This window comes from Agaribacterium sp. ZY112, assembly GCF_041346925.1.
GTDB lineage: Bacteria > Pseudomonadota > Gammaproteobacteria > Pseudomonadales > Cellvibrionaceae > Agaribacterium.
In genome coordinates this window covers 3,723,828-3,742,353 of the sequence record NZ_CP166840.1, presented here as the reverse complement: position 1 = coordinate 3,742,353, position 18,526 = coordinate 3,723,828, and the positions used below count along the sequence as shown (strand labels likewise).

Genomic DNA, 18,526 nt, shown 5'->3' with positions numbered 1-18,526 from the left:
TGTTTTAAATGATACGCGAGTAGCGGGGTTTCGTATCGCTGCTTTTTTTAATGTAGTTATCAAATAGTTTGCATACGCTACGCGCTAGTAAACGGCCTCGATCGAGTATCTTTAGCTCTTTTGTGTTGAACTCGATCAGGCCATCCTTAGCTAGCTCTGTAAGTGGAGCACAGGCGTCTTCGAAGTAGGTACTAAATTCAATGTTGTATTTGTCTTTAAGTTCAGAGAAATTTAAGTAGTTATTGCACAGTAAACTGCTGATAACGTCACGTCGAATGACATCGTCTTGGTTTAAGTCATAGCCGCGCTCTATAGGAAGTGTATCCTGATCTAGGGCTTGGTAATATTGCTCGAGCTTCTTAACGTTTTGGCTGTAGTGTTCGGCCAGTGAGCTGATCGCGCTTAAACCAAAGGCATGCAATACACCATTGTTGTGAGTGGCATAACCTTGGAAATTGCGTTGCATGCTGCCGTTTTGCTGCGCGATGCTTAATTCATCGTCCTCTTTGGCAAAATGATCCATGCCGATATAGCGATAGCCATTAGCGCAAAGTTTAGAAATACTGTTATGTAGAATGTCGAGCTTTTCTTGAGGTTCTGGTAGCTCATTAGCATTGATTTGTTTTTGTGTTTTAAACAGGTGTGGCATATGAGCGTAGTTAAACAAGCTTAAGCGATCGGGGTCGAGTTCAATAATGTCGTTTAAGGTCTGCTGAAAGCTTTCTCTGCTTTGCAGGGGCAGGCCGTAGATAAGATCAACTGAAACGCTGTTGAATGCTAACTCGCGCGCTTCTTTCATTAAACTACTTACTTCTTCTTTGCTGTTAAAGCGATTAACTGCTTTTTGAACTTGTGGGTCGAAATCTTGTATGCCTAGGCTTAAGCGGTTAAAACCGAGTTTTTTTAAATTGTGTAGGCGCTGCTTGTTCATTCCTTGGGGGTGGATTTCGATGGAGCACTCAAAATTGTCATCTGCAAAGCTAAAAGCGCTGCGTAGCTCCTGCATAATGTCGCCAAGTTGCTCATCACTGAGATACGTCGGTGTGCCACCACCAAAATGTATTTGCTCGACAAGTGACTCTTTATTTATGTGTTGGGCTTTGAGCTGTATTTCTTTCTTTAAATATTCAAGGTAGGTATCCGCGTGGCTGTGGTTGGCGGTAATGATTTTGCTGCAACCACAGTAATAACAAACGGTATCACAGAAGGGGATGTGCAGGTATAGAGATATGCGCTGGCTACGGTCTTGAATGCGTTCTACGGCATGTTGCCAGTCTGTTTGTTTGTAATTACTTTCAAATTGCGGAGCTGTTGGGTAGGAGGTATAGCGTGGCCCAGTCAGGTCGTACTTTCTAATTAACTCGATATCCCAGTACATTTCGGTCGCTGAGTTGTGTTCGCTCATCTCTTTTGCCCCTATTTACCCTTAGCGTTCGGCTTTTGCCTGTTATTGCGCCATCTCAATTACGCAGGCGGCGATACCATTCACATTGCGCAGGCGGCGATACTATCAGTTTTTATTGGTTTTGCAGTCTTTGTTCTATTTTAAGTGCGTGAGTTTGATAAGGCTCAGGGCTTTAGGGGCTTTCTTGTTCTTATGTTTTTGTTTATGGCATAAGAAAACACCTATTCATAGATCGATGTTCTTGAAGTTGTGGCTGTTTTTGCCGATGCCTCTTAGCAGACCATTTTAGCAAGCACTAAGCAATCAAGGAGAACCTTATGTCTAGCCCCTCACTGCATACTTCCGTTCAGGCACATCGTTTACAACAAAGTTATTATCAGCTTAAGACAGAAAGAGCAGCTGAGCACAGTGGTGAGCAAGAGCAGCCGAATAAGGCGGAAAGTGCTGACACGGCTAAACCTGTGGCTTATGAAGTGCCTAAGGCGGAGAAAGGTCTTGCTGGGCGAACCGATGCTGCCAATACGATATTGGGGTTTATTGCAGGGCGTTTGCACTTGGATCAGGCCGAGGGTGCAACTAAAGAGCAGTTAGAGTCTCGTCTGCAGGCAGGTTTAGATGGTTTTGTTGAAGGCTTTTCTCAGGCTTATGAGCAGTTAAGTGCTTTGGCTATGCTGTATCCAGAGGTGGAAGACGCGATTGAAAAGACGTATAGCGATGTGCTTAATGGCATTGATGGCCTTGCTGAAGAGCTCGGTGTTGAGTCTCCTGTGATGGAGTCTTATAGAACTGATCAGCAGGAGCGTAGGCAGTTATTTAATGCTTCGCAGGCGGCTTCGAGTTCATCAGTTACTAAAGCTTCGTCTGTGGATGTAGCAAAGAGCGCTGCTGAACAACAAGCTCTGAGCGAGGCAGATAACCTTAGGTCTTTAATCGATGCTTCAAGTTATGATTATCGCGCCCATGAAACCCGTAGCTTTAATTTCCAGTTGAAAACGGCTGACGGTGATAGCGTCACTATTCGGGCTGCTTATTCAGCGAGCTCGGTTTTGGAGGGGCAGCGAGTACAGCACGCCACCGGTTCTGATTCTGAGCTTCAGGCTTCTTTTTATGCAAGCGCTGGTTTCTACCTTGATATAGAAGGGGAGCTCGATGAATCCGAGCTTGCTGCAATAGAGGATTTGCTAACTCAGGTAAGAGAGGTCAGTGGTTTGTTTTTTAGTGGTGATATTCAAAGTGCTTTTGAGCACGCCACAGAACTGGGTTTTAACAGTGATGAAATCAGTCGTTTTTCTCTGCAATTACGTTACGAGCGCTCAGAGCAATATCAAGCCTCTTATGCGGCTCAGCCGGCTCGTGCGGCAGCCACAGGTGAGAGTTTTGATAAGCAGGATCAGCAATTGATGAGCTTGGCACGTTTTGTTCAAGCCTTAGAGGATATGAGGCAGCGCGCAGATGAGTCAGGCCTTTTGTCTTTACCGGGAGTGGCTCGTGGGCAAACTGAAGGCAAAGACAGTATTGATAAAGTACCTAATGCTGTTGAGACAATGTCTAAGCTTTTAGATAGCTTACAGAGCTTAGCGGGTTCTTAAAGTTCTATTATCTCTTGTGGGCTAAGTAAGCTGCTTTCGTAACGCAATTAGGCTCGCCGTTACCGCAACATTAAGGGATTCAACGCCACGAGCCATATCTATGCGCAGGCGCTCATCACAGAGTGCTTGTACTTCTTTGCCAATTCCCTCACTTTCGTTGCCAAGCACAAAAATACGTGTGTGTTGATCATCTATGGCGCTAAAACTGGTGGTGGCCTTAAGGTCCAAGCCAGCAATGCGGGCGCCTTCTTGCTGGGCTTGACTCAGAGCTTGCGTGAGTGAGTCACAGCGTAGAATGGGGCAGCGAAATAAGCTGCCGGCAGACGCTTTGATGACTAAGGCGTCGAGTTTTGCGCAACCTTTGCGGGGTAGTATTAGGGCTTTGATGGGGGATGCACACACACTGCGAATAATCATGCCTAGGTTTTGAGGGTTGGTGATGCGATCTAAGGCGATGTATTCGCCGCCTGCCTCGAGGGTGTTTGCATCAAATTCAGCTAGGCCTTCGGTGCGTATATCCAGAGCCACACCTTGATCTTGTTTTGCATTTTTGCTGATGCGAGAGAGCGCGCCCTTATCGTGGTAAAGCACGTCCGCACCTTGTTCGCGTGCAAGATGTTCTATGTCATCTAGTACCTTTGCTTTTTTATTGCTAGAAGCAAAGTGCAGTCTCTCTGCTTTAACCCCAGGCATGCATAAAGCTTCATAAACGGTATTGCGGCCATAGATGGTGAGTAAACGTGAAAAAAGTTTTTTTTTCTTAAGGTAGTTGTCGGAATCACTCATGCTTGGCTCTATATTGTTGGCTGGCGCCGGCATTATACGGCAAAGCGTCTGAGTGGGCGCGTGGCATTCGTTTTACTTTGTCTAGTAAATGATCAGCCTTGGCCTTAAAGCCCTTCTGCGCCTCTCTAATCGCGTCTGCGTGATTTTAGTATGAAATTTAAGCGTCTTCTTGCTTAGGTTTGTAGTTGCTTTTGTGCTATTATCGCGCGCTTTATTTGTTCGCTTTAATACGGGCAGATTTCGGACTCGACAAGCGCCGCTTACAATAAGGAAGATCCTAGTTTCATGGGTGATATAGCTAAAGAAATTCTACCGATTACGATCGAAGACGAACTGAAGCAAAGCTACCTCGATTACGCGATGAGCGTTATTGTTGGTCGAGCCTTGCCGGATGTTCGCGACGGTCTTAAACCTGTACACCGCCGCGTGCTATTTGCGATGGGCGAGCTGAAAAACGACTACAACAAGGCCTTTAAAAAATCGGCACGTGTTGTTGGTGACGTGATCGGTAAATACCACCCGCATGGTGACAGTGCCGTGTATGACACCATTGTACGTATGGCCCAGCCGTTCTCTTTGCGTTATATGCTGGTTGATGGTCAAGGTAATTTTGGTTCGGTTGATGGTGATAGCGCAGCAGCCATGCGTTATACCGAAATCCGTATGGCCAAAATCTCCCATGAGATATTGGCTGACTTAGATAAAGAAACCGTCGATTTTGTGCCTAACTATGATGGCACAGAACAAATTCCTGAAGTGATGCCTTCACGTGTTCCGAACCTATTGGTTAACGGTAGTTCGGGTATTGCAGTGGGGATGGCAACGAATATCCCTCCGCATAATTTACGTGAAGTGGTCAAAGGCTGTATCAAGTTAATCGATGAGCCCGAAAGTAGCATCGAAGAGCTAATGGACTTAATTCCAGGGCCTGACTTTCCTACCGGTGCGATCATTAATGGCCGAGCAGGTATCTTAAAAGCCTATCGCACTGGCCGTGGCCGCATTTACATTCGCGCTCAAGCTGAGGTGATTGTGAATGAAAAGACCAAACGTGAAAGCATTATTGTTCATGAGATTCCGTATCAGCTAAACAAAGCCCGCTTGATTGAGCGTATCGCTGAGCTTGTGAAAGAGAAAAAGCTCGAAGGTATCAGCGAAATTCGTGACGAAAGTGATAAAGACGGTTTGCGTGTTGTTATTGAAATTCGTCGTGGTGACAGTGGTGAGGTTGTTTTAAATAATCTCTATGCACAGACCCAATTGCAGAGCGTTTTTGGTATTAATATTGTTGCCTTGGTTGAAGGGCAGCCTAAAGTCTTAAATTTAAAAGAGTTGCTTGAACACTTCATTAAGCATCGCCGTGAAGTGGTTACTCGCCGTACTGTGTATTTGTTACGCAAGGCGCGTGAGCGTGGTCACGTACTTGAAGGCTTGGCAGTTGCTATTGCTAATATTGATCAAGTCATTGAGTTAATTAAAAGCTCTGCCTCTCCTGCTGAAGCCAAAGAAGCCTTATTGGCTCGCGGTTGGGATGTTGGTTTGATCGGCCAATACCTAGAGCGTGCGGGCTCCGATGCATGTCGTCCGGATGGCTTGCCTGCTGAGTTGGGTGTACGTGATGGTAAGTACTACTTAAGCCCTGCCCAGGTAGCTGCGATTCTTGAGCTTCGTTTACACCGTTTAACCGGTATGGAACACGATAAACTGGTTTCTGAATACGAAGAGCGTCTTGCACAAATCGTTGAGTACTTAGAAATCCTTGGTAACAGCAGCCGCTTGATGGAAGTGATTCGTGAAGAGCTGGATGCTATTCAGGCAGAATACGGTGATGATCGACGTACCGATATTCAAGAAAGCATGATGGATCTTAACGAAGAAGATCTGATCACCGAAGAAGAGCGTGTTGTGACCATCTCCCATGGTGGTTATGCCAAGAGCCAGCCTTTAGATGCATACCAAGCCCAGCGCCGTGGCGGTATGGGTAAATCGGCTACTTCAGTTAAAGATGAAGACTTTGTAGAGCATTTGGTGATCGCCAATACTCATGACCACATTCTATGTTTTACCAATATCGGTAAAGTGTTCTGGTTAAAGACTTATCAAATTCCTGTTGCAGGTCGTCAGAGCCGAGGTCGACCTATCGTTAATATGTTGCAGTTTGAAGAGGGTGAGCGCATTACTTCTATCTTGCCTGTTAAAGAATTCGATGAAGATCACTACATCGTCATGGCAACCTCTAACGGCACGGTTAAGAAAACAGCATTGACTGAATACTCGCGTCCTCGCTCTGTTGGTTTACGCGCTATTAACCTAGATGAAGGCGACCACCTAGTTGGCACCGCCATTACCGATGGCAATAAAGATATTTTGCTATTGAGCTCAGATGGTAAAGCCGCGCGCTTTGAAGAGAAAGCGGCGCGTGCAATGGGCCGAGTAAGCCGCGGTGTTCGTGGTATTAAGTTAAAAGAAGAGCAAACCGTAATAGGCATGATCATTCCAGATGAGGGTGGCAAGGTCTTGACCGTGAGTGAAAATGGCTTTGGTAAGCGTACCGAGGTGAGTGAATTCCCAACCAAAGGTCGTGGTTCGCAAGGTGTGATTGCTATGCAGTGCACCGAGCGTAATGGTAGTTTGGTTGGCGCAACTCAAGTCTTTGATGGTGAGGAAATCATGTTGATTTCTGATCAAGGTACTTTGGTGCGTACCCGCGTGGATGAAATCGGTATTTTGGGTCGTAATACTCAGGGTGTACGTTTGATTCGCGTAAAAGACGGTGAGCACATTGTGGGTGTTGAGCGTATTGAAGAAGGCCTAGGTGCCGACGACGATGCAGAAGAGTCAAACGCAGTAGATGGTGCAGCTGAAGCGACCAGCTCAGATACGCCTGCTGCAGATGAGGGCGGTGAAGCTTAATGGCTGATAACAAGCAACTTAGCGAGGCCGAAGCTCTCGGCCTGCTTCGCGATAAAATTGATGCGATCGATACTAAAATCGGAGAATTAATTAGCGACAGAGCGCGCTGTGCGCTGGATGTTGCCAAAGTTAAAAACGCTAATGGCGATGCCGCTTCTGGCAAAGGGCCAAAATTTTATCGGCCTGAACGTGAAGCACAAGTGCTTCGCAAGGCAATGGAGCGCAATCAAGGCCCTTTAAAAGACGAAGAGTTTGCTCGTCTGTTTCGTGAAATTATGAGCGCCTGTTTGGCGCTTGAAGAAGTGATTCATGTTGCTTATTTAGGGCCTGAAGGCACCTTTACTCAAGAAGCCGCTATCAAACATTTTGGTCACAGTGCCGATGTGTTACCGATGACGGCAATTGATGAAGTGTTTCGCGAGGTAGAGTCTGGTGCGGCCCACTATGGTGTGGTGCCGGTTGAAAACAGTACCGGCGGTGTCGTCACTCATACTCTTGATAGCTTTATTGAAAGTGGCGTTAAGATTTGTGGTGAAGTAGTGTTGCGCATTCACCAAAACTTATTGGTTAGTGATGCCACAAATACGAAAAACATTACTCGTATTTATTCCCATGCTCAAAGCTTAAGCCAGTGTCGTAAATGGCTTGACGCAAATTACCCTAAAGCCGAGCGCATCGCGATTAGCTCTAACAGTGAAGCGGCAAAACGTATTAAAGGCGAGTGGAACTCTGCTGCGATTGCCGGGGAGATGGCTGCCGAGCTTTACGATGTGCACGTATTAAATAAAAACATCGAAGATCAGCCCGATAACAGCACACGCTTTTTAATTATCGGTTCAGAAGAAGTTGGTCCAAGTGGCGATGATAAAACCTCTATTGTTGTCTCGACCAAAAATAAGCCTGGCGCCTTACATGATTTATTAGAACCGTTTCACAAGCACGGGGTTGATTTGACGCGTGTTGAAACGCGTCCGTCACGCTCTGGTGTGTGGAACTATGTGTTCTTTATCGACTTTGAAGGCCATAAAGACGATGAGTTGTCTAAAAAAGTGTTGGCCGATGTGCTTGAGCGTGTCAGTGAGCTTAAAGTGCTGGGTTCTTACCCGCGTGGTGTACTGTAAAGCATGACAGTAACTCGTAAACTCGTTGTTATTGGTCTTGGCCTGATTGGTGGTAGCCTTGCGATTGCGGCGCGTAAGCGTGGAGTCTGTGAGCAGGTTATAGGTATTGCTCGGCGCCAAGAGACGTGTCGAAGTGCCGTTAAGTTGGGTGTGGTTGATGAAGCGTGCACTGAGCTTAAAAGCCTTAAAGGTAAGCTAGGTGCAGGCGATGTGATTTTTATCTCGGTGCCCACCTTAAGTGTTCGTTCTATTCTTGAGCAGTTGCGTGATCTTGTAGATGATCAGGTGACGATCACTGATGGCGCCAGCGTTAAGGGCTCTGTGCGTGATGATGCTCTGGCTGTTTACGGGCAATTGCCTTCTCAGTTGGTTCTTGGTCACCCAATTGCCGGATCTGAAAAAAGTGGGGTAGAAGCTTCTAACCCTGAGCTTTATGTCAATCATCGAGTTATCTTAACGCCAAGCCCTGAAACCGATGCTGATCATTTACAGCGTGTTACCAAACTTTGGCAAGATGTAGGCGCAGATGTATTAGAAATGGATGTGGATTTGCATGATGAGGTATTGGCGACAACCAGCCATCTCCCCCATGCCATCGCTTATTCCTTAGTTGATACGCTGGCGCACGATAGCCAAAATGAAAATATTTTCCGTTATGCCGCTGGCGGTTTTCGCGATTTCACCCGTATAGCATCGAGTGATGCGACTATGTGGCGCGATATTATGCTAGCAAATAAACAAGCGGTGCTCAGTGCCATCGACTTGTTCCTCGACAACATGGGGCGTTTGCGCCAGTTGGTCGAAAATGAAGATGCCACTGAATTGACCGGCGTGTTCACGCGAGCCAAAGCTGCGCGAGACCGCTTTACCTTAATGTTAAGTCATCAAGCCTATAGTAAATCCATGAGTAATCCAGAAAGTCCAAACGTTACCTATATTGCCAAGCCTGGCGGCGCCGCTCGCGGTGAAATTCGTGTGCCTGGCGACAAAAGCATCTCCCACCGTTCCATTATGCTTGGCTCTTTAGCCGAGGGTACGACTCATGTACAAGGTTTCTTGGAAGGTGAAGACGCATTGGCAACCTTACAAACATTCCGCGATATGGGCGTTGTTATTGAAGGCCCTGAAAACGGTAAGGTCACCGTACATGGTGTTGGTCTTCACGGTTTGAAGAAGCCTGCCGGTTCTTTGTATGTTGGCAATAGCGGTACCTCTATGCGCTTGTTGAGCGGCATCTTATCGGGGCAGGCTTTTGACAGCGAATTAACCGGTGACGAGAGTTTGGCCAAACGCCCAATGAATCGTGTTGCCAACCCCTTGCGTGAGATGGGTGCAACAATAGACACCGCCGAAAATGGCCGTCCGCCTATGCATATTCATGCTAATGAAGGTGGCCTGAAAGGCATTCACTACGATATGCCGATGGCTTCCGCTCAGGTTAAAAGTTGTGTGCTTTTAGCCGGTCTATATGCCCAAGGCGAAACTTCCGTCAGTGAGCCTGCTCCTACTCGCGACCATACAGAGCGTATGCTGCGTGGTTTTGGCTACGATGTTAAGCGTGACGGCAATGTTATCAGCCTTAAAAGTGGCGGCAAATTAAGTGCCTGCGATATTGATATCCCTGCTGACGTGAGCTCTGCGGCCTTTTTCTTGGTTGCTGGTTCCATCACGCCAGGTGCTGATTTAACTCTGACCCATGTCGGTATTAACCCAACGCGCGATGGTGTGATCACCATACTTAAAATGATGGGTGCTGATATTGAATTGATGAATGAGCGTGAAATTGGCGGTGAACCGGTTGCCGATATTCGTGTTCGTTACGCTAAGTTAAAAGGCATTCAAGTTCCTGAAGACCAAGTGCCTTTGGCCATTGATGAGTTCCCTGTGCTTTGTATTGCTGCCGCGTGTGCCGAAGGTAAGACAGTGGTTACTGGCGCTGAAGAGCTTCGTGTTAAAGAAACGGATCGTATTCAAGCCATGGCTGATGGCCTTGTAACCTTGGGTGTTAAGTGTGAAACCACTGAAGACGGTATTATTGTTGAAGGTGGCCCAATTGGTGGTGGTGAAGTTGAAAGTTTTGGCGATCACCGTATTGCGATGAGCTTTACCATTGCGTCTTTAGCAGCAACTGACACGATCACTGTTCGTAACTGTGCAAATGTTGCAACCTCTTTCCCTAACTTTCCAGATTTAGCTAGCCATATTGGTGTTAATCTGGAAGTAATTGGCGAATAAAATAAAGCCTTAACACTGCTTTTTTAAAAGGCCTGCTTTGCAGGCCTTTTGTTTTTTTGGGGGGGCTTATTATTGTTTTCTGTTTGGGCTTTTATTGGCAGTTTTGTGCTAGCTAAATACGCAAAAAGTAAATTTGCCTTTTTAAGCTAGAAATTCTTAGTTTTCATTGCTAGGTTTTAAAGGCAGCATTGCTGTATGGGTCTGGAAGACCTTTTTTTATATTAAGCTTAAGGAAAAGCTATGACTTCTAAATCTTTTTTTACCCGTTTCTGTCTACTTTTTATTCTTGCCTCGGCTTCGATTACCGCGCCTCTTTGTGTGCACGCTGGTAAAGACGCCTCCGCAGCTATTGTTAAAGGCAAGGTTAATATCAATGTTGCCAGTGCTCAAATATTGGCCGATATGCTTGATGGTGTTGGTATGAGTAAGGCACAAGCCATTGTTGACTACCGTTCTAAGCATGGTCAGTTTAAACGTATCGAGCAATTAGCCGAGGTAAAAGGTATTGGCCCTGCAACCATCGAAAAGAACAAGGCTAAGTTAACCCTGTAGAGACAAAGTGCTACAATCGTTTTCAGTCTGGGCTCAGCTTATTGCTTGAGCCTTTCTTAATCACGCTAAGACGGAAGCGACCTTGAGCGACGCCAAAATTCTCGTAGCCCTTGACTACGAAAACCAAGAGCAGTGCCTAAACTTTGTTAAGCACTTAGACCCATCTTTATGTCGTTTAAAAATCGGCAAAGAAATGTTCACCTACTTTGGTCCATCTATCGTTGAGCAGGTGCAAAACTTAGGTTTTGATGTTTTCCTCGATCTGAAATTTCATGATATCCCTAATACTGTTGCCAAAGCCTGTAAGGCGGCGGCTAGTTTGGGGGTCTGGATGGTTAATGTGCACGCCTCTGGTGGTGCGCGCATGATGGAAGCGGCAGCTGAGGCTCTGGCTCACAGCGATGTAAAGCCTCATCTGATTGCTGTTACCGTGTTGACCAGTATGGCTGCCGGCGAGCTATTAGATTTGGGCCTAGAAGCGGATTCAGAAGGGCAGGTCTTGCGTTTGGCGAACTTGGCCAAGCAAAGTGGTATTGGTGGTGTTGTAAGCAGTGCTCACGAAGTAGCGGCTATTAAAACCCTGTGTGGTTCAGATTTTTTATGTGTAACACCCGGTATTCGTCCAGCTTTTGCAGAGCAGGGTGATCAGCGCCGTATTATGACGCCAGCAGAGGCGATTGCTATAGGTAGTGACTACTTGGTTATTGGCCGACCAATTACTCAGGCAGATGACCCTATTGCCGCGCTAAAAGCAATTCACCAAGAGATGGGACTAAGCTGATGACACTCGTATGTATCGACGGTCCAAGTGGTGCAGGTAAAGGTACGGTTGCGCGCTTGGTTGCTGAAAAACTGGGTTATCAATTGTTAGACAGCGGCGCCATCTATCGTATAGCGGCCTTAGCCGCATTGAGAAACGGCGTGGCTTTGGATGATGAGCCTGCCTTAGCTACCTTAGCTAAAAAACTTAAAATTACTTTTCTTGCTGGCAAGGAAAGTACACGTACTTTGTTAGCAGGCGAGGATGTTAGCCTTGCTATACGTGAAGAGCAAACTGGAATGGCCGCATCCAAAATTGCCAGCATCGCTCAGGTTCGTTCAGCCCTACTTGAGCGTCAGCGTGCTTTTGCCAGCCCAGCAGGTTTAGTGGCCGATGGCCGAGATATGGGTACGGTTGTTTTTCCAAATGCGCCTTATAAGTTTTTTCTTACTGCCTCTGCTGAAGAGCGTGCACGTCGCCGTGTATTACAGCTTGAGCGCAGTGGCGTTACTGATATCGATAAGCAGAAAATCCTTGCTGATATACAAGAGCGTGATGATCGAGATATGAATCGAGCCAGCGCCCCATTAAAGCCGGCCTCTGATGCGGAACTGATTGATAGTACCGAGCTCTCAATTGAGCAAGTAGTAGAAAAAGTCTTTGCTGTTATAGGCTAAAATAGCGCTTGGTTATTTGCCTCTGAGTGACGTCAATGGCAACTGAATGCTGCCATATTGGTTAAAAATTAGATTCATTGTTTAGAGAAGCGGAAGGGAAGATGGCGAAGTTGCTGCGTCTGTTTAAAAACATAAGCTATATCTTACTTGCCTTGGCGTTACTGTTTGCTGGGGCTTGGTTTGCTAGCGAAAACCCTCAGCATATTAGTTTAGTGCTGTTTGGCATCCCTCTGCCCACGCTTTCAATTGGTTTGTATTTTTGTGCGAGTTTTGCTTTAGGCGTACTGGTTACTTTTTGTATTAATTTTGTTGTTTACCAACGGCGCATATTGGCTCTACGGGCAGAGATTCGCAGTCTTAAAAAGGTTGTGCAAAAAAATAGCAATCATGAGCAGGCGAAAAATAAGGCACTAAATAGGTTTGAGCCTGCCAAAGAAGACAAAAGTCGTTTTGAGCAACAAACAGAGCAGAGCAGCAGTTCTTAAATGGACGCTCTTTTTAGCTTTGTTGTTTTAGTGCTCTTAATTGCTGTTATTTGGCTGCTTATTGATGAGTCACTTCGTCAGCGCCTCTATCGTTTGGCTAGAAATAAAGTCAGCCCCAAGCTCGCCAATCAATACCAGCTTGCCTTTCAGGATATTTTTAAGGATAAGCACGATCAAAGTGTTGAAACTTTACTTGAAGCTTTAGAGCCTAGTACCCAATCTTTAGATCTGTATTTAAATTTAGCTTCCCTATTGCGAGAAAAAGGTGAGTTTGCTCAGTCTTTGAGAATCCACGAGCAGTTATGTAGCTCTGCTCAATTATCAGAGTTCGAATCTCAACGTGTGCATTTAGAACTCGCTTGTGATTACTGGAGTGCCGGGCTGCTTGGTCGTGCCGAGTCTGAATTGAATGCGTTATTGGAGCGAGGCAAGTTAACTTCAGCCATTCGGCAACAAGCCTTAAGTGCCTTACTCGATATTAAGCAGGATTTTTCCGAGTGGTTAGCTGCAATAGATATAGCTGATCAGTTAACCGCTGCGAAATTTGCTCAAGAACCTGATCGTTGGCGGCTAATGCAGGCTCAGTTTTGTTGCGAGCTCGCTTTAGAAGCGCAAGCGGCAAAAGACTGGCCTTTGATGCGCCAGCGTTTAAGTGATGCTTTGCGCTACGATCCTGAGTGTGCGCGTGCTCGTTTTATTGAAGTATTCCAGCATATCGATGAGGCCGATACGCGCTCAGCGATCATTGCGCTTGACGATGCCGTGAAGCGTCGCCCTGAGCTTGCGGTGTTAAGCTTGGATTTATATGTTCAGTGCTTGCATGATCCTGAGGCATTTAATCAAAAATTAATGAGCTTGGTTGAGGCTAAGCTCAGTGTCAGTTTGTTGTTAGAGGCAACGCACTTACTGCAAAAGCAGGGTGGCAGTGATGCTCAACTTGTACGTTTGTGGCAGCACGCTGTGGTTGAACTTAACGCCTTAACAGCTTGGAGGCCAATACTTGAATTGGCACTTGATGAGCATAGACTTGAGTTGAATCACCTTGTCAGTGCATCAATGCAGGCTTTAAAGTCGGATGCCTACTGGTTGTGTGAAAACTGTGGTCACAAGACTCAAGAGCATCACTGGCGCTGCACGACATGTCGCCACTGGGATAGCTTAAAGCCGTCTTGCTAGGAGCCTATATTACAGTCACTTAGGTTGATAATTAAACGCTGTATTTGAATTTCTTGAGGGATCAAGTTCTGTTCGGTGTATAGCCTTTCTCGCGGTATACTTAGATAAATTTGAGTTGTTTGGCCTTTGAAAAACATGAATAAAATACATTTCTTTTTTAGCTTTTTATTGCTGAGCCTAAGTACTCAAACGCTGGCTTTGGATATCTTTAAAGATGAGGCTGGCCGAACTAAATGGCAGCATGTAGCTAATTTCAGTGGCTCGGTACTTATCGTTCTTCTCTCTATTACGCTGATAAGCTTATTGGTTAGTCGATTTAATATTCGTGCCCGTAATCGCGAGTTGCGTGAAATAAAGCAGGGTTTAGAAGAGACTGTTGAGCGCCGTACCGAGAAGCTGCGTTTGAGTAATCAAGCTTTAGAGGGAGAGATTGCTGAGCATAAAGCGACATCGCAATTACTACAAAGCTCTGAGAATTATTTGCACTCCATCTTAGAGTCCATGCCATCGATGTTGATTGGTCTGGATGCTCAGCTGAATATCATTACCTGGAATCATATGGCTGAGTCGATTTCAGGTCTTAAGCCCGAAGAAGTTGAAGGTAAGAACTTATTTGAGGTTTATCCAACGATCACGGTGACTGAGGCTCAAGTTAAAGCTGTTCGGGAAAGTGGCCAGCCTCAAAGTATTAAGCACAGTCAGCGTGGTCAGTATTATTTTGATATCACTATATATCCTTTGGGGGATGCCTCTGCGGGTGTGGTTGTCGTAGTCGACAATGTCACTCAGCGTAGCTTAGCTGAAAACATGCTGATTCAGCGAGATAAAATGGCCTCTATGGGTGAGCTTGCAGCCACCATGGCGCATGATATCAATGGCCCTTTGCAGGGTATTTTACGTGATGTTCAACAGGTTACAGATGAGCTGGGCTTGAAGCATCCGCAATTAGTCAGCTTGTTAGAAGACGCCGTTGTTCGAGGCAAGCAAGCTTCCGCTATTGTTAATAATTTGTTGGATTTTTCTAACTCTCAAGGAGCGGAAAAGCACGAAGCGGATGTGTGTCAGATATTGGATCACTGCGTTGAACTTGCTGCTGATGTTCTTGCTGAGCCACAAGGTGTTCGCTTCCGGGATATCAATTTACTTAAAGATTATGCGCAAGATAGGCCAAAGTTACAGTGTTATGCGGCTGAGCTACAGCAGGTGTTTTTAAGCTTATTCCGTCATGCCATGATTGCCATTAATCATAAGAAAAGTCGAGTGGCAGATTATCAGCCTGAGTTACGCCTAGAGGTGCTGCATGCCTATGATGCGCTTTGGATAAAGGTCCAGCACAACGGTGAGGGTTTAAGCGCTCAAGAGCAAATCGATGTGTTTGAGCCTTTTGCTCAACACACCAGTCCTGCTCAGCCAAAGCCGATTCTGCATGAAAATCGCCTTTCTTTTTCGTATTTTATTGTAACTGAGCATCACGATGGCGAGTTAGCGGTGACCTCAGATCCAGATGTTGGCACTACCTTTCATATACAATTTCGCTTGATTTAGCTTTATTTATTGATTTAGTCATTCACTCTTGTCGATAAGCTTTACAGCACTTAAGTAAAAGGGGCCTTAGATCTGTCAATCTAAGGCCCCTTTTATTTTTTGTGTGTACTAGGTCACGTATTTTTCTGCTTCATTTCTCTATTGTATTTTTATTGTCGGTTTTTTTAACGTCAATGTCATAAAAATAAATGCTCATTTTTTATGGCTCTGTAAGTGGTTGTTTTTAAAGGGAAGTTTTGGGGCTTAATGTTGGCATGGCGCCTGCTTTAGCACCGTTTAGTGGGCTGCTTTTTTATTAGGCTCACATGGATGTTAATTGTGATTCAACTAGGTCAGTGCCATGCATATTAAAATTAAGAAAAGATTACTGACGTTAATGCTTATTGCCTTCACTTCACCGGTGATTGCTTCGGGCACCGAAGCTTCTTCGTCATTTATGACTTCAGAGCCCTTATACCTAAGCTTGTTTGGTTTAGTTTTACTTACTTTAGGGTTGCTCAAGGCAAGAGCTTCCGACCGCTCTTAATTTTTATTTAAGCTTTGTATTAGGCATCTTTACCTGCTTAATCTTCAGGGCATTGTTTATTAAATGTCTGAACGATACGGAGCGTGAGTGGGCGTTCCCACGATGATTTGCCCGTATTCCACGTTAGCTCACCATCCCCTTTATAGATCTCTGATTTGATGTCTTTATGTGTCACGCGGGCGCCATCATAAAGCGCAGCTGTTACTGTCTTTTGTTACAAATAACTAGTTGTTGTCTGTGCTTTTTTTAATCCAATCGTGGATAGGTCGCGTACAATGCCTTTTATATTCTTTCTGAGATCTTGTTGTGATGACATCAAAGCTAATTGCTGCAGTAAAATTTAAGCGTCAGTGTTTAGTCTTCTTATTCTTTTTAATCGGCGTCAACTCTGTTTGGGCTGAAGGTGGCAGCTTATCGGTATTTATTGAGGCTGAGCAGGGCGCCTCGATGTCGTCTGTGGAGTTACAGCTTCTCTCTCGTGATGGGGAATTGCGAAGCTTGGCGTTCAAGGATGCAAATAAAGAAGCTAATAAGCTGCGTTTTGACAACCTTGCTGAAGGTCTTTATGAGCTTAGCTTGTTGGATGCAGGGCTTAAGGTCGCTGTTGAGCCTTCTGTGCGTGTTCGCAATAATAAGGTCAGTCAATTAACGATGTTTCTGCCTGCTTTTGCAGAGGAAGAACTCTTGGTGTTGGCAGGACGTGCGCGCTCTAACAATTCATTTTCAGCCCCGTCTTCAGCGAGTTTGGATAGGGAGGAACTGCGCAGTGCTGCCGGTAGTGGTGGTGAAGTCTTGCGGGCGCTTGATGGTTTACCCGGGCTTGTATCTACAGGTGACTTTGCCAGTTTCAGTGTGCGTGGTCGTGGTCCTGACGATAATCTCATTTTGGTTGATGGTGTACCGTTTCCGAGTGTGACTCACTTCCAAGAAAGTGTTGGGGAGCAAGAGGAATTGGATGGCGGGCGCTATTCCATTTTTGCACCTAATTTAATTGGCAGCGCTGATTTTCAACCCGGTGGTTGGTCTTCTCAGTATTCTGGGCGTTCGGGGTCTTTGTTAAATCTAAATGTGGCTACAGGTAATACAGAGTCGCCTTCGTTTAGTGTCCGCTTAGATTTAGCAGGGCCCGAATTTACTTATGATGGCCCCAGTTATATTGATGATGATACTAGCGTACTCTTTTCAGCAAGAAGTCTCGACTTTGGACGTTTTTTTGAAACGATTGGTATTGAGGACATTGGCTCACCCGAGTTGACGGATATTATTTTTAAAACGTCAACGCAGTTAAGTGATGGTTTGTTTGATGTTTTATTAATTCATACGCCTGAAACTTATGAGCGCAATATTGATAATGTACTGGCGCTTAATGACGATGATGAGATTGATGATGTATTGCTGGTTGACTCGAGCCAAGACAACGACCTCGCTTCTGTTCGCTGGTTAAAAGAGTTTGATCTCTTTAGTTTGGATCAGCGAGTGTTTTATCGACAGACAGCAAAACGTTCTGCTATTGGTGAGGCTTATCCTGATCTGGCGTCTTCGCAGCCGCCAACAGCGTCTAATGTTCCGGTAAAGCCTGGTTTACTTGTTCAGGATGAGAATCAAACAGAATACGGTTGGTTTACTGGCTTAGTGACTGACAATCGTCTTGGGGCTTTTCAGGCGGGTTTTCAGCTGAGTCGTTTAGATGTTGATTATCGCAGCGAGCTAAAAGAAGACTGGGTTCGTTATGTCTATGATCAAAATGACTATCGGCCTGATCCTTCTCAAAAGTACCTGCTGCTTGAGCCTGAATTTATTAATAATGAGCTAGAGCAGAGTGTTAACCAGCTGGCTCTTTATGCCGATCAGTTGTTTGATTTTGGTGCGCTTAGTTTACGAGCTGGCGCACGCTATGATTATGATGAATGGGTTGCCCAGTCTTTGTTGTCACCGCGTTTTGCTGCTGATTGGGCTTTGAGCTCTGGCATTAATCTCAGTGCGAGTTTTGGCCGTTATTATCAAATACCCGATTTATTGGTTCGTGCGCGTTCCCCAGCTAATGCTGAGCTTGAAAGCGAGCAAACCGATCAGCTTAGCTTTGGGCTGTCTAAATCTTTCATGGGCGGATGGAATGTATTGAGTGAGCTTTATTACCAGCAGCTCAGTAACTTAATTACTTCTCCTGATAGAGCAACTGGTATTAGCAGTAATGAGGGTGAGGGCTATTCACAGGGCCTGGATCTTGTCTTAAATCGTTACTTCTCTGAGCGTTGGTCTATGAATGTTAGTTATTCATTCAACCAGAGTGAAATTGATTCAAAAGATGGCTTTGGTCGTGTCAATGCTGACTACCAGCGTCCGCATGCTCTGGGTTTGGGCGGCGTTTTTGAATTAACACAGCGATGGAAGTTTTCTGCTCGCTATAAGTTAATGAGCGGTCGCCCCGATAGCAGTTATATTGTCAATGACAATGTGCTTGGTGATGGCCAGCCTTTACGCTACTCAAAAGAGATTGTAGGACGTAATGACGAGCGTTTTGATATGTACAGCTCGTTAAACTTCCGTGTTGATTATCAGCGTTCTTTGGGGCCAAGCAATGTGGTGGCGTTTTTGGATGTCATTAACGCTCTGGGCTCTGAAAATACCAACCAAAGTAGCTTTAATGAGCGTACGGGTGAGCTTAACACCTCATCGGGAAGGGCGTTTCCGTTAATTGGTTTGCGTTTTGATTTTTAATAGTTCTTCTCGATTCTTGTAAACTCCCATAAAATGCA

General features: G+C 45.5%; 13 protein-coding genes. 11 read left to right on the top strand and 2 right to left on the bottom strand.

Features of this window, described 5'->3' with window-relative positions:
- Positions 1-4: 4 nt before the first annotated feature.
- Positions 5-1,405: an oxygen-independent coproporphyrinogen III oxidase gene (gene hemN, locus AB1S55_RS16200; RefSeq protein WP_370979222.1), complete on the bottom strand. Its 1,401-nt coding sequence runs from the start codon at positions 1,403-1,405 to the stop codon at positions 5-7.
- A gap of 317 nt (positions 1,406-1,722) precedes the next feature.
- Here hemN and AB1S55_RS16195 point away from each other — a divergent pair, with 317 nt between their 5' ends.
- A complete protein-coding gene (locus AB1S55_RS16195) occupies positions 1,723-2,994 on the top strand; it encodes a DUF5610 domain-containing protein (RefSeq protein ID WP_370979221.1) in 1,272 nt (423 codons plus the stop codon).
- 21 nt (positions 2,995-3,015) lie between these two features.
- Here AB1S55_RS16195 and AB1S55_RS16190 read toward each other — a convergent pair whose 3' ends face one another.
- A complete protein-coding gene (locus tag AB1S55_RS16190) occupies positions 3,016-3,780 on the bottom strand; it encodes a TrmH family RNA methyltransferase (RefSeq protein ID WP_370979220.1) in 765 nt (254 codons plus the stop codon).
- A 285-nt stretch (positions 3,781-4,065) separates the two neighbouring features.
- Between AB1S55_RS16190 and gyrA the strand changes: the two genes are divergently transcribed.
- The 10 genes from gyrA (at position 4,066) to AB1S55_RS16140 (ending at position 18,488) form a co-directional block, all read left to right on the top strand.
- The gene (gyrA, locus tag AB1S55_RS16185; RefSeq protein ID WP_370979219.1) at positions 4,066-6,693 is read left to right on the top strand and encodes a DNA gyrase subunit A; all 2,628 of its coding nucleotides are present in this window, start codon (positions 4,066-4,068) and stop codon (positions 6,691-6,693) included.
- On the top strand, positions 6,693-7,814 hold the full coding sequence (gene pheA / locus AB1S55_RS16180; protein ID WP_370979218.1) for a prephenate dehydratase: 1,122 nt from the start codon (positions 6,693-6,695) through the stop codon (positions 7,812-7,814). Before gyrA ends, pheA begins: the two co-directional genes overlap by 1 nt.
- A 3-nt stretch (positions 7,815-7,817) precedes the next feature.
- On the top strand, positions 7,818-10,049 hold the full coding sequence (locus AB1S55_RS16175) for a bifunctional prephenate dehydrogenase/3-phosphoshikimate 1-carboxyvinyltransferase (RefSeq protein WP_370979217.1): 2,232 nt from the start codon (positions 7,818-7,820) through the stop codon (positions 10,047-10,049).
- 240 nt (positions 10,050-10,289) lie between these two features.
- Positions 10,290-10,601: a ComEA family DNA-binding protein gene (locus AB1S55_RS16170; protein ID WP_370979216.1), complete on the top strand. Its 312-nt coding sequence runs from the start codon at positions 10,290-10,292 to the stop codon at positions 10,599-10,601.
- A gap of 82 nt (positions 10,602-10,683) precedes the next feature.
- A complete protein-coding gene (gene pyrF, locus AB1S55_RS16165) occupies positions 10,684-11,382 on the top strand; it encodes an orotidine-5'-phosphate decarboxylase (protein ID WP_370979215.1) in 699 nt (232 codons plus the stop codon).
- Positions 11,382-12,038: a (d)CMP kinase gene (gene cmk, locus AB1S55_RS16160; RefSeq protein WP_370979214.1), complete on the top strand. Its 657-nt coding sequence runs from the start codon at positions 11,382-11,384 to the stop codon at positions 12,036-12,038. Before pyrF ends, cmk begins: the two co-directional genes overlap by 1 nt.
- 101 nt (positions 12,039-12,139) lie before the next feature.
- Positions 12,140-12,523 (top strand): hypothetical protein, encoded by a 384-nt coding sequence (locus AB1S55_RS16155; protein ID WP_370979213.1) that lies wholly within the window; start codon positions 12,140-12,142, stop codon positions 12,521-12,523.
- A complete protein-coding gene (locus AB1S55_RS16150) occupies positions 12,524-13,699 on the top strand; it encodes a hypothetical protein (RefSeq protein WP_370979212.1) in 1,176 nt (391 codons plus the stop codon). It abuts the gene before it with no gap.
- Positions 13,700-13,834: 135 nt separating this feature from the next.
- On the top strand, positions 13,835-15,244 hold the full coding sequence (locus tag AB1S55_RS16145; RefSeq protein ID WP_370979211.1) for a nitrogen regulation protein NR(II): 1,410 nt from the start codon (positions 13,835-13,837) through the stop codon (positions 15,242-15,244).
- A gap of 835 nt (positions 15,245-16,079) precedes the next feature.
- Entirely contained in the window at positions 16,080-18,488 is a 2,409-nt protein-coding gene (locus tag AB1S55_RS16140; RefSeq protein ID WP_370981610.1) for a TonB-dependent receptor plug domain-containing protein, read from the top strand.
- Positions 18,489-18,526 lie beyond the last annotated feature (38 nt).

Excerpts from the sequence above, each read along its gene's own strand:
- hemN (WP_370979222.1), bottom strand. The coding sequence starts at position 1,405 with ATGAGCGAACACAACTCAGCGACCGAAATGTACTGGGATATCGAGTTA.
- AB1S55_RS16195 (WP_370979221.1), top strand. The coding sequence starts at position 1,723 with ATGTCTAGCCCCTCACTGCATACTTCCGTTCAGGCACATCGTTTACAA.
- AB1S55_RS16190 (WP_370979220.1), bottom strand. The coding sequence starts at position 3,780 with ATGAGTGATTCCGACAACTACCTTAAGAAAAAAAAACTTTTTTCACGT.
- gyrA (WP_370979219.1), top strand. The coding sequence starts at position 4,066 with ATGGGTGATATAGCTAAAGAAATTCTACCGATTACGATCGAAGACGAA.
- pheA (WP_370979218.1), top strand. The coding sequence starts at position 6,693 with ATGGCTGATAACAAGCAACTTAGCGAGGCCGAAGCTCTCGGCCTGCTT.
- AB1S55_RS16175 (WP_370979217.1), top strand. The coding sequence starts at position 7,818 with ATGACAGTAACTCGTAAACTCGTTGTTATTGGTCTTGGCCTGATTGGT.
- AB1S55_RS16170 (WP_370979216.1), top strand. The coding sequence starts at position 10,290 with ATGACTTCTAAATCTTTTTTTACCCGTTTCTGTCTACTTTTTATTCTT.
- cmk (WP_370979214.1), top strand. The coding sequence starts at position 11,382 with ATGACACTCGTATGTATCGACGGTCCAAGTGGTGCAGGTAAAGGTACG.
- AB1S55_RS16155 (WP_370979213.1), top strand. The coding sequence starts at position 12,140 with ATGGCGAAGTTGCTGCGTCTGTTTAAAAACATAAGCTATATCTTACTT.
- AB1S55_RS16150 (WP_370979212.1), top strand. The coding sequence starts at position 12,524 with ATGGACGCTCTTTTTAGCTTTGTTGTTTTAGTGCTCTTAATTGCTGTT.
- AB1S55_RS16145 (WP_370979211.1), top strand. The coding sequence starts at position 13,835 with ATGAATAAAATACATTTCTTTTTTAGCTTTTTATTGCTGAGCCTAAGT.
- AB1S55_RS16140 (WP_370981610.1), top strand. The coding sequence starts at position 16,080 with ATGACATCAAAGCTAATTGCTGCAGTAAAATTTAAGCGTCAGTGTTTA.